The organism is Massilia sp. 05N420 (assembly GCF_056397205.1).
The window spans coordinates 45,750-60,182 of record NZ_JBFTMX010000010.1 but is presented as its reverse complement, the minus strand read 5'-3'; the positions used below and the strand labels follow the sequence as shown (position 1 = coordinate 60,182).

The 14,433-nt window shown below is 65.7% G+C and carries 11 protein-coding genes; 5 read left to right on the top strand and 6 right to left on the bottom strand.

Annotated features, from left to right (window positions below; genetic code table 11):
- Position 1: 1 nt before the first annotated feature.
- Entirely contained in the window at positions 2-1,348 is a 1,347-nt protein-coding gene (tssK, locus tag AC1DIX_RS08220) for a type VI secretion system baseplate subunit TssK (protein WP_477323459.1), read from the bottom strand.
- A gap of 173 nt (positions 1,349-1,521) precedes the next feature.
- Between tssK and tssE the strand changes: the two genes are divergently transcribed.
- From tssE to tssG, 3 genes are read left to right on the top strand one after another with little or no spacing between them, the layout of a single operon-like run.
- A complete protein-coding gene (gene tssE, locus AC1DIX_RS08215; protein WP_477323457.1) occupies positions 1,522-2,037 on the top strand; it encodes a type VI secretion system baseplate subunit TssE in 516 nt (171 codons plus the stop codon).
- A 1-nt stretch (position 2,038) separates the two neighbouring features.
- On the top strand, positions 2,039-3,880 hold the full coding sequence (gene tssF, locus AC1DIX_RS08210) for a type VI secretion system baseplate subunit TssF (RefSeq protein WP_477323455.1): 1,842 nt from the start codon (positions 2,039-2,041) through the stop codon (positions 3,878-3,880).
- Complete coding sequence (gene tssG, locus AC1DIX_RS08205) at positions 3,844-4,890, top strand: type VI secretion system baseplate subunit TssG (protein WP_441935143.1); 1,047 nt, start codon at positions 3,844-3,846, stop codon at positions 4,888-4,890. Before tssF ends, tssG begins: the two co-directional genes overlap by 37 nt.
- Here the strand turns inward: tssG and AC1DIX_RS08200 are convergent.
- Together AC1DIX_RS08200 and AC1DIX_RS08195 are read right to left on the bottom strand one after the other, a co-directional pair.
- A complete protein-coding gene (locus tag AC1DIX_RS08200) occupies positions 4,869-5,543 on the bottom strand; it encodes an MOSC domain-containing protein (RefSeq protein ID WP_477323453.1) in 675 nt (224 codons plus the stop codon). The genes tssG and AC1DIX_RS08200 overlap by 22 nt on opposite strands.
- A 169-nt stretch (positions 5,544-5,712) precedes the next feature.
- Positions 5,713-7,944 (bottom strand): NADP-dependent isocitrate dehydrogenase, encoded by a 2,232-nt coding sequence (locus AC1DIX_RS08195; RefSeq protein ID WP_477323451.1) that lies wholly within the window; start codon positions 7,942-7,944, stop codon positions 5,713-5,715.
- Positions 7,945-8,274: 330 nt separating this feature from the next.
- Here AC1DIX_RS08195 and AC1DIX_RS08190 point away from each other — a divergent pair, with 330 nt between their 5' ends.
- Together AC1DIX_RS08190 and AC1DIX_RS08185 are read left to right on the top strand one after the other, a co-directional pair.
- Positions 8,275-9,459, top strand: a complete 1,185-nt coding sequence (locus AC1DIX_RS08190; protein ID WP_477323449.1) for a PQQ-dependent sugar dehydrogenase — start codon at positions 8,275-8,277, stop codon at positions 9,457-9,459.
- An 8-nt stretch (positions 9,460-9,467) separates the two neighbouring features.
- Complete coding sequence (locus AC1DIX_RS08185) at positions 9,468-9,773, top strand: hypothetical protein (RefSeq protein ID WP_441935139.1); 306 nt, start codon at positions 9,468-9,470, stop codon at positions 9,771-9,773.
- A gap of 9 nt (positions 9,774-9,782) precedes the next feature.
- Here AC1DIX_RS08185 and AC1DIX_RS08180 read toward each other — a convergent pair whose 3' ends face one another.
- From AC1DIX_RS08180 to AC1DIX_RS08170, 3 genes are all read right to left on the bottom strand, one after another.
- Complete coding sequence (locus tag AC1DIX_RS08180) at positions 9,783-11,276, bottom strand: hypothetical protein (protein WP_477323447.1); 1,494 nt, start codon at positions 11,274-11,276, stop codon at positions 9,783-9,785.
- 224 nt (positions 11,277-11,500) lie between these two features.
- On the bottom strand, positions 11,501-12,751 hold the full coding sequence (locus tag AC1DIX_RS08175) for a sensor histidine kinase (protein WP_477323445.1): 1,251 nt from the start codon (positions 12,749-12,751) through the stop codon (positions 11,501-11,503).
- Positions 12,748-14,301, bottom strand: a complete 1,554-nt coding sequence (locus tag AC1DIX_RS08170; RefSeq protein WP_441935136.1) for an ATPase domain-containing protein — start codon at positions 14,299-14,301, stop codon at positions 12,748-12,750. The genes AC1DIX_RS08175 and AC1DIX_RS08170 overlap by 4 nt, the downstream gene beginning before the upstream one ends.
- Between the last annotated feature and the right edge of the window lie 132 nt (positions 14,302-14,433).

The following is a 14,433-nucleotide window of genomic DNA, read 5'->3' as shown; positions in this document are numbered from 1 at the left end:
CTCAGGCCGCCACCGCCAGCAGTTCGAGCTTGAGCTCCTTCATCCCCGACGGCACGTAGATCGACACCGACTGCGCCTGCAGCATGCGCTCGACCATCTGCCCTTTGGATTCGAGCACGAAGTAGCAGGTGTCGGGGCGCACCGGTACCGCTGCCGGCAGCTGGGGCGCGTACTGCAGGCGCACGCCGGGCAGGGCGGACAGCACGCATTTCTCGACGTCGTCGGGAGCGCCGACCTTGAAGCGCAGCGGCACCGTATCGACCAGCTCCAGCGCCGGGATGTCGGCCGAGACGGCGATATAGAAGGTGGTCTTGTCGTCGATCTTGCCCGAGTCGAGCATGCCGTGGTGGTAGCTGGGCCGCACCTCGCTGAGGACGATGGCGAAGTACTTCGACGAGATCACGGTATCGAGCAGCTCGCGCACGATCTGGTGGAGCTTCAGGAAGGCCGGGCCGGGATCCGCATGCTGGTAGGGCGGCAGGTCGGCCAAGGTCCAGCTCTTCGAGAAGGTCATCAGGGAGCCGGCGGTGGCGAGCAGCTGCTCGTACAGGCGCTCGGGATGCAGGTCCGGGTGGTGCAGATAGTGGGTCAGCGCCGCGCAGGCCGTGCTGGTCGTGTGCAGCAGCCAGAACGAGGACATGTCGCCGGAGCGGAACTCGATCACGTTGCGGCTCGGCTCGCGGTGGTGGCCGTACAGGGCGCTGACCTTGGCCTGCAGCGCGTCCAGCAGGCGGCGCAGCTGCAGGTGCAGGATCGGCGCGGCGCCGACCGACAGGCTGGGCGGCACGAAGCCCGGATCGAGTTCGAAGCCGCCGGCGGCGGCGCGGCGCAGGCGCAGCAGCGGGAAACAGGTATAGGCATCGCGCGGCTCGAACTCGGCCACCAGGCGCACCGTCTTCTTCAGGTAGGCCAGCTGGGCCGGGGAGGCCTGGGTGTAGAGGTCGGGCGTCTCCTGGTTCGCCTGCACGAAGCGGGCCGTGGTGCTGTCCTCGCCGGGCGGAACGAAGTTGCCGCTGAAGGGTTTCAGTCCCGGCAGGGCGGCGTAATAGGTCACGCTCTGCTGGTTGTGGCGGGACTGCAGCAGGTTCAGGTCGACCGTGGGCGGCAGCTCGTCGGGCCCCGGCGCGTCGACCAGTTCGCCGTCCTGGAAGCGCAGCGCCAGCGCCAGGATGCGCAGCACGTTGCTGCCAAGGGCATCGCGGTCGACTTCCAGCCGCTCCACGCCCCAGGCATAGGGATGAACGGCATCGATGCTCTTGTAGAGACGGTGTTCGTGGTATTGGTCCTGGCGCTGGAAGTGCTGCGGACGCAGCAGCAGGCCCTCGCCCCAAAGTACCTTGCTGTTCATGTCGCGTTCCCTCCTGTCGAGTCCACAACCATAGCTTTTTCGTGGCGCCCTTTTTACGGGAACCCGGTTGGGTCTTGCTCCCGCTCAATGTTTTGGTAGCGCCTTCCCAACTGAACTATTTTTTCGGCGGCGTCTATGTAAGACTCTCGGCTGGATCACGCGAGGGGATGCCGATGAAGGGTTTCACGCCTGGTTTATTCGACCGCCTGCTCGGTGTGCCGACGCGTGGCGCCGGCAGCGCCACGGTGTCGCGGATCTCGGCCGAGGACTTGAAGGATGCGGTCGCGCGCGACCTCGAGGCCCTGCTGAACACCCGTGCCGTGATCCCGGAAGCGCTGCTCGAGGACTACCCCGAATGCAGCAATTCGATCCTGAACTACGGCCTGAGCGACTTCGCCGACCGCTCGCTGTCCAGCCCCACCGACCGCGCCCATATCTGCACCTGCCTGGAACAGGTCATCGGGCGCCACGAACCGCGCCTGCGCAACGTGAAAGCCTCGCTCGAGATCAGGGAGGGCGCGGTGAACCGCCTGAATTTCTCGATCACGGCGCTGCTGGTGGCCAGCAGCTCGCAGGAGCCGGTCAACTTCGACGCCGTGCTGCAGCGCTCCACGCTCCAGTACAGCATCAGCAAGGCAGGACGGACGGCGGTGGCGGCGCCGTCCGCGCCCGCGCCGGTGGGAGCCTGAGGTGGAACTGCTACTGCCGTATTACGAGCGCGAGCTCGGTTACCTGCGCCGCAACCTGCGCGACTTCGCGGAACGCTATCCGAAGATCGCCGGCCGCCTCCTGATCAGCGGCGAGGTATGCGAGGACCCGCACATCGAGCGCATGATCGAGTCCTTCGCGCTGCTCAACGCGCGCATCGCCAAGCGCCTCGACGACGATTATCCCGAGTTCACCGAGGCGCTGTTCGAGGTACTGTATCCGCACTACCTGCGGCCCTTCCCCTCGTGCTCGATCGCGCGCATGGACGTCGCCGCCGCCGCCGCGCAGCAGACCGGCGCCAGCATCATCCCGCGCGGCACCCAGCTGAATACCCGGCCGGTGCGCGGCGCCGCCTGCACCTTCCGCACCGTCTACCCGGTCTGCGTGGCGCCGCTGGAACTCGCCGAGGCATCGTTTTCCGCCATCATCCGCTGCCCGGAAGCGGTAAGGCTGCCGGGCGGCGCCGGCGCCGGCCTCAAGCTCAGCATCGCCGCAACCGGCGAGCAGGCGCCCGGCCAGTTGCAGCTGGCGCGGCTGCGCGTGTTCATCGACGGCGAGCCTTCGTTCTGCGCGGCCCTGCGCGATGCGCTGTTCATGCGCACCGTCGGCGCCTGGGCCGAAGCCGACCGCAGCGGACGCTGGGTGCCGCTGGACGCGATCCCGATCCATGCCGCCGGCTTCGACGACGACGATGCCCTGATCGACTTTCCGGCGCGTTCCCATCCCGCCTACCGGCTGCTGACCGAGTACTTCTGCTTCCCCGAAAAATTCAACTTCTTCGACATCGACCTCGCCGCGCTGGCGGGCGCGCTGCCGGCGGGGAGCAGGACGCTCACCCTGCACCTGGCGCTGTCCGGCCTGCGCGCCGATTCGAACACCGCGCGCATGCTGGAGACGCTGTCGACGAACAACGTGCTGCTCGGCTGCACCCCGGTGGTCAACCTGTTCCGCCAGAAGGGAGAGCCGATCCGCCTGACCCATGCCAGCGCCAGCTATCCGGTGCTGGCCGATGGGCGCCGCGCCTTCGCCTACGAGGTGCAGACGATCGAGTCGGTCTCGCTGGTGCGCCAGACGCCGCAGGGCGAATCCATCATCGAATACCAGCCCTTCTATTCGCTCAAGCATGCGCAGGCGCCTTCGATCGGCGGCCATTACTGGGCCCTGCGGCGCGACGAGACCCTGCGCGACAGAAGCCCGGGCTTCGAGACCCAGATCACGATCGTCGACGTCGACTTCGATCCCGCCGCGGTGGAGACCGACACGCTGAACCTCGAACTCATCTGCACCAACCGCGACCTGCCTTCCCAGCTCGCCTACGGCCAGCGCGGCGGCGACCTGTTCCTCGAAGGCGGATCCAGCGTGAAGTCGATCGTTTTCCTGCGCAAGCCCACCAATTCCTGGCGCTTCGAGCACGGACGCGGCACCCACTGGCGCCTGATCTCCCACCTGTCGCTGAACCACCTGTCGCTGACCTCGGACGGCATCGACGCCTTCCGCGAGATGCTGGCCCTGTACGACCTGCCGCGCTCGGCCTCTTCGCAGCGCCAGATCGCCGGCATCAATGGCATCGAACAAAAGGCCGCCAGCGCCTGGCTGCCGGGGAATCCGTTCACCTGCCTGGTGCGCGGGGTCGAGGTGCGCCTGACCATCGACGAGGAAGCCTTCGTCGGCAGCGGCATCCACGCCTTCGCCCACCTGATCGAGCGCTTCCTGGCCCTCTACGTCCACGCCAACAGCTTTACCAGGCTGACCATCGTCTCGCACAAGACCGGAGAGGAGCTACTCGCATGTTCGCCAAGAAGCGGCGATTCGAGCCTGCTGTAATCGAGCGCCTGTTCAAGGAACCCTGGCGCTTCGAATACTTCCAGGCGGTGCGCCTGCTCGAGCTCTGGCTCAGGCGCCAGCGCCAGTCCCGGCTTGACCCGGTGGCGCAGGTGCTGCGCTTCCGGAATTCGACCTCGCACGGCTTCCCGGCCAGCCAGCTCGAAGCCATCCACCTCGAGACCCACGACGACGAAAGCCTGCGCCACGTCCACCTCACGCCCGCCTTCATGGGCCTGTTGGGCTGCAACGGCGTGCTGCCGGCCCACTACAACGAACGCATCGCCGAGCACGAGCAGCGCCACAAGGACGAAGGCCCGCGCGCCTTCCTCGACACCTTCTCGAACCGCTCGCTGGCCCTGTTCTACGAAGCCTGGCGCAAATACCGGCTGCCCTTCAAGTACCAGCTCGAGGGCAGGGACAGCTTCCTGCCCCTGCTGCTCGGGCTGGCCGGCTTCGGCAATGCCGCGCTGCGCCAGCGCCTGGCGCAAGGACACAACGGCGCGGTGCTCGACGAATCGGTCGGCTACTTCGCCGCCGCGATCCGGCACCGGCCGGCCTCCAGCAGCCAGCTCGCGCGCGTGCTGAGCGAATACTTCGGCCAGCCGGTGGCGGCCGAACAGTTCGTCGGCCAATGGTACGAGGTGCCGCCCGCGCAGCAGACCATCCTCGGCCAGGCCACCGCCGTGCTGGGCGCCGGTGCGATGGCGGGCGTGCGCGTGTGGCAGCGCGACCTGCGCCTGCGCCTCGTGATCGGACCGCTGGACCGCGCCAGCTTCGGCGCCTTCCTGCCCGGTGGCCTGGCGGCGAAAGCCCTGCACTCCCTGCTGACCCTGTTCACCGGCGTGACCCTCGAATACGAAGTGGAACTGGTGCTGCGCGCGGCCGACGTGCGCGAGGTCACCCTGCGGGATGGCACCCATATCGGCCGCCTGGGCTGGGATGCCTATCTGGTCGACGGTCCCCAGCACGCGGACCGCCGCGACGTGCGTTACGAACTGAATTCGCTGTAGCCGCCCTCGTCGTCGAACAGGCCTTCCCCATCCCAGCAGCGCAGGCCTGCCGCGGCCTGGCCCGACACCGCCTTGCCGGCAAGGCCCAGATTTGCGGCCAGGCGCGGGAAGGCGCGGCAGTAGCTCGACTGTACCCCGGCCAGGCGCGCCAGCCTGGCATGGCTCAGCACCATCCCGTCCGGCACGGCGCGCAGCACTCGGGCCACCCGCAGGCGCCAGTCCTCATCCCAGGCCGGCAGCATGCGGCCCAGGTCGCGGATGCGGTCGCCGGGCCGGATGACGCCGCCGGCCAGCACGCGCGCCAGCACGTCGCGGCGCGGGCCGATCCGCGCCGCCACGCCGGCCTGGAAGGCATCGAGGTGGCCGCAGGCTTCGCACTGGAACATCAGCCGCAGCAGGATCTCGTCGCCGATGCGCAGCACACTGCCGGAGACCAGCTGCGAAGTGTCGAAGTCGACCAGCAGGTTCTCGCCCAGCGCCTGCGCGGGCAGTTTGAAATCGGCATAGGCCGGGGCGCCGGCCAGCAGCACCTGGCGCGGCGACAGCGGATCGGCATGGCGCTCGCCGGCCAGGCCCACGCCGGCGATGGCCTCGGCATGCGGCGCGCCGTCCGCCAGCGCCAGCACCTGCCCGAGTCCTGCACCGATCATCATGTGTTCATCCCCAAAAAAGCGTCGTCCCCGCGGAGGAGGGGACCCAAGTTTGCAAGCGCTTTCATAGCGCGAACAAAACTTGGATCCCCGCCTGCGCGGGGACGACGGATTCAAGAGCGCGGCCCTAAGGTATTCAAGGGCCCGGTCCTCCGTGGAGAACCTGCTTCTATCAGGCAGCCGAAGCCAGTGCCTGGTTGARGGTCGCGCTCGGACGCATCACGGCTTTCACCTTGGCGTTGTCCGGCTGGTAGTAGCCGCCGATGTCGACCGGCTTGCCCTGGATTTCCAGCAGCTCGGCCACGATCTTCTGCTCGTTCTCGGCCAGGGTCTCGGCCAGCGGCGCGAAGAAGGCGGCCAGCTCGGCATCCTCGGCTTGCTGCGCCAGTTCCTGGGCCCAGTACAGCGACAGGTAGAACTGGCTGCCGCGGTTGTCGAGTTCACCGGTCTTCGGCGACGGCGACTTGCGGTTGTCCAGCAGCTTGCCGGTGGCGGCGTCCAGGGTCTTGGCCAGCAGTTTGGCTTTCGCGTTGCCGGTCTTGATGCCCATGTCTTCCAGGCTCACCGCCAGTGCCAGGAACTCGCCCAGCGAATCCCAGCGCAGGTGGTTTTCTTCGGTCAGCTGCTGCACGTGCTTCGGTGCCGAGCCGCCGGCGCCGGTTTCGTACATGCCGCCGCCCGCCATCAGCGGAACGATCGACAGCATCTTGGCGCTGGTGCCCAGTTCCAGGATCGGGAACAGGTCGGTCAGGTAGTCGCGCAGGATGTTGCCGGTCACCGAGATGGTGTCCAGGCCGCGGGCCACGCGCTCCAGGGTGTAGCGCATCGCGCGCACCTGCGACATGATCTGGATGTCCAGGCCGGTGGTGTCGTGATCCTTCAGGTAGGTCTTGACCTTCTTGATCAGTTCATTCTCGTGCGGGCGGTACGGGTCCAGCCAGAACACGGCCGGCATGCCGGAGTTGCGGGCGCGGGTGACGGCCAGCTTGACCCAGTCGCGGATCGGTGCGTCCTTCACCTGGCACATGCGCCAGATGTCGCCCTTCTCGACGTTCTGCGACATCAGGACTTCGCCGGTGGCGAGGTCGGTGATGTTGGCGACGCCGTCTTCCTGAATCTCGAAGGTCTTGTCGTGCGAGCCGTATTCCTCGGCCTGCTGCGCCATCAGGCCCACGTTCGGAACGGTGCCCATGGTCTTCGGATCGAAGGCGCCATGCCATTTGCAGAAGTTGATGATCTCCTGGTAGATACGGGCGAAGGTCGATTCCGGCAGCACGGCCTTGACTTCCTTCAGGCGGCCGTCGGCGCCGTACATCTTGCCGCCGGCACGGATCATGGCCGGCATCGACGCGTCGACGATCACGTCGTTCGGCGAGTGGAAGTTGGTGATGCCCTTGGCCGAATCGACCATGGCCAGTTCCGGACGGTGCTCCTGGCAGGCGTGCAGGTCGCGGATGATCTCTTCGCGCTGCGAATCCGGCAGGGTGGCGATCTTGTTGTACAGATCGGCCATGCCGTTGTTGACGTTCACGCCCAGGCTGTCGAACAGGGCGCCGTGCTTTGCGAAAGCGTCCTTGTAGAAGATGCGCACGGCGTGGCCGAACACGATCGGGTGCGAGACCTTCATCATGGTCGCCTTCACGTGCAGCGAGAACATCACGCCGGTCTTGCGCGCGTCTTCGATCTGCTGTTCGTAGAAGTCCAGCAGGGCCTTGCGGCTCATGAACATCGAATCGATGACCTCGCCGTCCTGCAGGGAGACCTTCGGCTTCAGCACGATGGTCTGGCCGCTCTTGGTCAGCAGTTCCATCTTGACGTCGCGGGCGCGGTCGAGGGTCATCGACTTCTCGCCGTGGTAGAAGTCGCCGTGGGTCATGTGCGACACGTGGGTGCGCGAGGCCGGCGACCATTCGCCCATCGAGTGCGGGTTCTTGCGGGCGTATTCCTTGACGGCCTTCGGTGCGCGGCGGTCGGAATTACCTTCGCGCAGGACCGGGTTCACGGACGAGCCGATGCACTTGCCGTACCTGGCCTTGATCTCTTTTTCTTCGTCGGTCTTCGGATCGGCCGGGTAGTCGGGCAGGTTGTAGCCCTTGCCCTGCAGTTCCTTGATCGCGGCGGTCAGCTGGCCTACCGAGGCGCTGATGTTCGGCAGCTTGATGATGTTGACTTCCGGCGTCAGGGTCAACTTGCCCAGCTCGCTCAGGGCATCGGGCACGCGCTGTTCCGGCGTCAGGCGCTCTGGGAACTGGGCCAGGATACGGGCAGCGACCGAGATGTCGCTTTCCTGGATGGTGATGCCGGCGGGCTTGGTGAAGGTGCTGATGACGGGCAGGAAGGCGTGGGTGGCCAGCAGGGGCGCCTCGTCGGTAAGGGTGTAGATGATGGTCGAATCGCTGCTCATACGCTTTTTCCTCGGTGTTCGCGAAGGTAAGGGAAACTAATACTAAAAAGATATCAACTGTCTGGGCTCGCGGATCGCGCACGCCATCAGGCGATGATGTCAGGCGATGATCCTAACCGATCTACTCCGATGCGAGGAGCTTTTCGCCAGGCGGATCATTTTGCCGCATGGCCAAGTCTTATATAAGACAGAAGACAAGCGCCATATTATGCACCGCTTTTCAGGCGGACACCACCCTTTCGCGCTTTTCGGCGTCAAGCGCGCGCCGCCAGTGGCAGGTTTGCTTCATCCTGCGGCAACGCGAGTCTGGCGACCGATCCGGAGGCTCCCATGCTTTCCTGGCGCATCCTTATACCCTTGTCCCTACTGCTGACCGCCTGCGGCGGCGGTGGCGGTACCTCCGGCGGCGGCACACCGGTGCTGCCTCCCACACCGCCGCCCGCCGCCCTCACCCTGGCGCTGGCCCCCTTCGCCACCAACCTGTCCAGTCCCACCTTCCTCACCGCACCGCCGGGCGACGCGCGCCAGTTCATCGTCGAACGCGCCGGCCGCATCCTGGTCATGCAGGGCGGCAGCCTGCTGGCCCAGCCCTTCCTCGACCTGCGCAGCGTCACCGACGTCGCCGGCGAGGGCGGACTGCTGTCGATGGCCTTCGATCCCGGCTATGCGACCAACGGCCGCTTCTACGTCTACCGCACGAATGCGAATCACGACATCGTGGTCGAGCGCTACACGGTGTCCGGCGATCCCAACCGCGCGGATGCCGCGTCGGCGCTCGCCATCATCCAGATCCCGCACCCGACCTATATCAATCACTTCGGCGGCCTGGTCGCCTTCGGTCCCGACGGCTATCTCTACCTCGGCACCGGCGACGGCGGTTCCGAAGGCGATCCGAACGGCAATGCGCAGAACCTGGGCTCGCTGCTGGGCAAGATGCTGCGCCTGGACGTGAGCGGCGCCAGCTCTGCACTGCCCTACCGGATCCCGTCCACCAATCCCTATCTTGGCCAGGCGGACGTGCGGCCCGAGATCTGGGCGAACGGCCTGCGCAACCCCTGGCGTTTCGCTTTCGATGCCGACAAGCTCTACATCGCCGACGTCGGCCAGAACCTGCGCGAGGAAGTCGACCTGGCGCCGGCGTCGCAAGGCGGGCTGAACTATGGATGGAAGCTCATGGAAGGCAGCACCTGCTACCAGGCGGCCAGTTGCAACCGCAGCGGCCTGGCGCTGCCGGTGCTCGAGTACAGCCATGCCGATCCCGGCAGTCCGTGCGCGATCACGGGCGGCTTCGTGTACCGCGGGACGGCGATCCCGGAGCTAGCCGGGCGCTATTTCTATTCCGATTACTGCGCCGGTTTCGTGCGCAGTTTCCTGGCCTCCGGCCTGGCCGTCTCCGAACAGCGCGACTGGAACATCGTCAAGCCCGGCCAGGTGCAATCCTTCGGCCGGGACGGGCAGGGCGAGCTGTATGTGCTGACCGCGAGCGGCATCTGGAAGATCGTCAAGGGACAATAGGCAAGCTCATGAACGCCTCCAGCGGCATCGCGGGCGAAGTCATCCTCCGCCCCGTCAGTCCGGTCGAAGGGCCGGGGATACCCACCCATCGCCCCTACGCGGCCGGCATCCGCATCATGGATGAGAGCGGCCGCACGGTGACCGAATGCCGGAGCGGTCCCGACGGGCGCTTCCGGGCCGACCTCCCGCCCGGCACCTATGTCCTGCATGCCGAGCCGGACGTGGCCGGCCCGCGGGCGCCCCCGCAGACCGTGACCGTGGAAAAGAAGCGCTACACCGCTGTCCGCATCGTTGTCGACAGCGGTATCCGCTGAGCACAGGTGCTAAGTAGCGAAGCCGAAGCCGACGATGCGGCTGGTCCAGTCCTGGTTCCTCTGCACATACTCGTTGACCAGCCAGGCGCGCCTGGCGTTGCGGGTGTCGAGCGTCACCGCCGAGTAATCGCCCCAGCGGCCGCCGCCGTACCAGGTCGGGCTCGTGAATGCCGCCGTGCCCGGTCCAAGGATATACGGCAGGCCGTCGTTATGGTCGTAGCCGGAGAAGCGCACCTGGGCATTGGTGCCGTTCCTCGGGTCCGTCATCGTCCATGTCACGAAGATATCGTCCCCGGCGTTCGCCGCGATCGAGGCATTGAAATCGTAGGAGGTCGAGGTGCCGAAGAAGAAGGCGCTCTGGATGATCGAGTTGGTGGCGGTATTGATCTCGTAAAACCTGGGGGCGGCATAGCCGACCAGGTTGATCGTGTGCACCTGCCAGAGGGAGTTGCCCATCTGCGTACTGGCATTGACGAAGCGGCCGTCGAGGGTATCGAGCAGCGTGCCGGTGCCGGGCTGCGGCGCGTCCGGCGGCGCCGAATACGCGGCCACGGCTACGTTCACCGGCCCGCTCAGCTGGATGCCGTTCGGCCGGCTCGAATTGGTCAGGGTGTACAGGCTCAGCGCGCTGCCGCCCGCGGCCGCGACGAGGTAGGTGCGCGCGTTCTGGTCGAGGACGTTCGGCGGCGCCAGCGTGCCGCGCAGGCCGGTGAACACGGGCACCGCGAAGCCCAGCCCGTTGTAGAGGCGCGCCTTGGCGACGGCGAACATGTCGGCGCCGCGGAAGCCGCCGGAGGCGGCGAAGATATTCGCCGTCAGGATGATCGAATCCTGGTCCATGCCGAGCTGTGGATAATCCCAGAAGTCGCCGGCGGCGAAGATGACGTTCAGTCCATAGATGAAATACGGACCCGCCGCATTCGACGAGGTCGAGACGGCGATGAAATACAGCTGGCGCGTGGCCGACTCCTGGAAGGCGACGGCGGTCACGATCCAGCGGTTCCAGGTGGTGTCGTACACCGCGCGCGGATCGAACAGGATCTGGGCGGTGTAGCCGAAGAAGGACGCCAGCGAAATGCTGGTGCGCTGGGTCGGGTTATCCCGCGCATAGATGTCGATGTGCGAATTGGTGACCTCGACGAAATGCTCGCGTCCGATCGCGCCATGGGTGTCGGGCGGCGTGAGCCCGTCGACATTCGAGGCGCCCTGGAAATTCGGCCCGACCAGCACGATCGGGACGCGCGGCTGCGCTTCGGCATGCAGCGCGGTGTGCACATCGGCGGGCTTGTCGGCCGTCGCCCCCGCTTCCTGCAGCCTGGCCTTCATCTCCGCATAGTCGGCGGCGGGCATGGTCGGCAGGAAGGGCTTCATGCGCTGCTGCGCCGAAAGATTCTGAGCGGGCGCCGGCATGTTCCGCATGTCCTCCATCATGGTGTCCAGGGTCCTGGTCTGCGCGGGACTTGCTTCGAGCTTTGCGTCAGCCTCGATGAACGAATGTTCCATGGTGTTTCTCCTTTTGCCTGAAATGAATTGCGATGCGCGATGCGCGTTGCGTGTCTGAGGCGTGTACCGGAGCACGAAGCGGAATATTCCTACTTCGATTCGGACTTACCGAAGATGGGCTTTCCCTTTTTTGGCGATTCCGGCATCAGCTACTATCGTGACAAAGCTGCCGCGGCTTCTTGATCGAACTCAGCGGCTAAAGCGTGGAGAAAAGTGACCCTAAGCTAAGGTCTGGAAGGCAGTTCTGCCACGACAGGCAGCCGAATGGAGAAGGTGGCGCCCTGGCCGCGGCCGGCGCTGCTGACGCTGAGCGTGCCCTCGTGCAGCTCGACGATACGGCGGGCGATATACAGGCCGAGCCCGAGACCGGTGGCATTGTCGTGCTGCTGCAGCCTGAAGGCACCGAACACGTGCGGCAGGTCTTCCGCTTCGATGCCCTGGCCGGAATCCGTGATGTCGATCTCGACCATGCCATCGAGCCGCCGGATGGTGATGCGGATGACGCCGCCCACCGGCGTGAATTTGACTGCATTGAACAGCAGGTTCCAGATGACCTGCTGGAGGCGCCGCCCGTCCGCATCGAAGCGGATAGGGTCGCCGTAATCGGCCGGCGTCACCCGTATCTGGATCTGCTTGGCGTGCGCATGGGGCTCCACCGTCGAGATGGCGTCGCGCAAGACCTGTCCCAGCACGACACGCGTGCGTGTGATCGACATTTGCCCGGTCAGCGTGCGTGCGGCGTCGATCAGGTCCTCGACCATCCCGGCTTCCTGGCGCACATGCACGCGCATCGATTCGAGCCCGCTGACCGCTTTGGGCGGCAGGTCGGGAATCGTGCGAAGCAGTATTTCGATGCGCATCGACAGGGCCGAGAGCGGCGTGCGCATCTCGTGCGAGACCGCCGCCAGGAACAGTTCGCGTGTCCGGTTTACGCGTGTCAGGTCATCGATGGTTTCGCGCTGGCGGTCGAGCGTGCTCGACAGTGTTTTCAGGAGGCCCGCATAGGTGCTCATGCGTTTGTCGGACACGGGCGCATCGAGCCGCGCCTCGTTCCACAGCAGGTGGCCAGCCAGTCCGATCTGCTTGGCGATACGCTCGCAGGCCAGCGGCGAGCTGAAGTCGGCGAAGCGCCAGCCAAACACCAGCACGCCGTAGACCTGGCCGCGCAGCAGCAGCGGCTGGGCGCACACGCGGAAGCCTTCGCCGAATTGCCCGGATGCGGAATCCGCCTGCGCGCATGCCTGCTGCACCAGCGCGCGCTCGAAAGCCGTACCGGGACCGTCCTCGGCCCACAGGGTCGAGCGTTCCGCCAGCAAGGCCGACATGCGCGAACCCGTCAGGGGACCGATGTGGCGCACGCCTGCCGCGTCATAGGCCGACGTGACGAGGCCCGTCGCTTCCGTGAACTGCCGTAGCGGCGTATGCCAGTCGCTCCAGTCGACCGGTGTGTTGTCTGGCAGTTCGGCCTTGATCACCTGGGATTTTCGTTCGGCATGCGCGCCGAGTCGGGCAGAGGGTTGCCGCTGGCCACGGCTTCTTCGATGGCCGGGCTCTGGCGCGATGGCGAGCGCGACAGCAATCCGTAGTAGGACGAGAACGGCAGTTGCGGCACGGCCTGGGTATCGCTGCCGTTTTCATCCAGCAGAACCAGGCCGCCGACGCCGATTTCGTATTCGCGCGTGACTTGCACATTGCGGCTGCCGCGCACCTTCGGCACGGCCAGCGCGCGCCGCAGCACGGTCGAGATTTCCACGTAGTTGAGCAGGATGATGTTGTCGACCAGGTGAGAACCTTTCAGTTCCTCGCTGATCTGCGACACGCCCAGCAGTTCCGGGCTTTCGTAGTTGAACAGGGTCGTTGCCAGGCGGTTCTTGAAGAAGCTCGCCAACGCGTACAGGTAATCGGCAACCTCGTCGGCACTGGTCATTTCATACACAGCCACCGAATCGAGCGCGATACAGTCGATGTTCTCCTGCTCGACCAGCTTGACGATGCGGTCGAAGTGCACGTCCAGTTCGAGTTCCAGCGGCGACTCGTAATGGATGAAGAGCTTGCCATCGTCGATCAGGCCCTGCAGATCGAATCCGAGCGACTTGGCGTTGCGGATCAATTGGCGCGGATGTTCGTCCAGGCTGACCAGCAGCGCCTTGTGGCCATTCTTGATGGCGTCGGTCAAAAACTGGACGCTGAACACGGTCTTGCCGGTGCCGGAAATACCGCTCACCAGCGTCACCGATCCTTCGTAGATACCGCCAGCCATCATCTTGTCGATGGCCGGCGAACCGGTCGACAGGCGCCGTTCCGAGGTCGGCTGGTCGGGCGAGGCGACCGGGCGCGACTGGGCACGGCGGTACACATGCACACCGATCTCCGGTTCGATGCGCATGGTGTGGCTGCCGCCGATGAAATCCTGGCCGCGCGACTTCGTGACCTTCAGGCGGCGGTGCGCCCGGCGCCTTGCCTCGCCGAACGTAAGCGAAATGATGGTGTCGAAAACGAAGCGCTCGTGCGCCAGCACGCCGGTCAGCGATTCGTCCTTTTCCGCCGTGACCATGGTGGTCACGCCCAGACGCGTCAGGCCTTCGATCAGCAGGTGCACGTCTTCGCGGAAGGGCATGTCGTTCACTTCCGCGTACAGGCGCAGCGGCGTCAGGCCGTCGATCAGCAGGCGCTTGGCCCCCATCTCGACGAGCGAGGCGGCGAAGGCGCCGTCGTCACTGCGGAACTCGCTCAGCAGCACGGCCGGACTGGTCTGGATGATCTTGATCTTGCCCTGGTCGATCATGCCCTGCAGGTCCCAGTTGAAGCCGGCGGCATCGCGCATCAGCTTGGCGGGATCGAGTTCGAAGGACACGATGGCGCCCGGCTCGTCGTAGTCGAGCGCGCCGTGGTAAATGAAGCCCAGCCCGAGCGTGGTCTTGCCCGAGCCGGGCGGACCTTCGACGATCAGGTTGTTATTGCGGGGAATGCCTCCGTGCAGTACCTCGTCCAGTCCGGTAATGCCCGTCTTGACCAGTTCGTTCATCGATTCACTCCTCATAAGTGTGTCAGCTTAGCATGCGGCGGCGCAACAGTCTGCCGGGCGCATTGCCGGCGCCAGCTGTAGTAGCTCGATGCAAACTTAGTTTTGCGAAAGTATCCGGAAAGATTCTAAGAC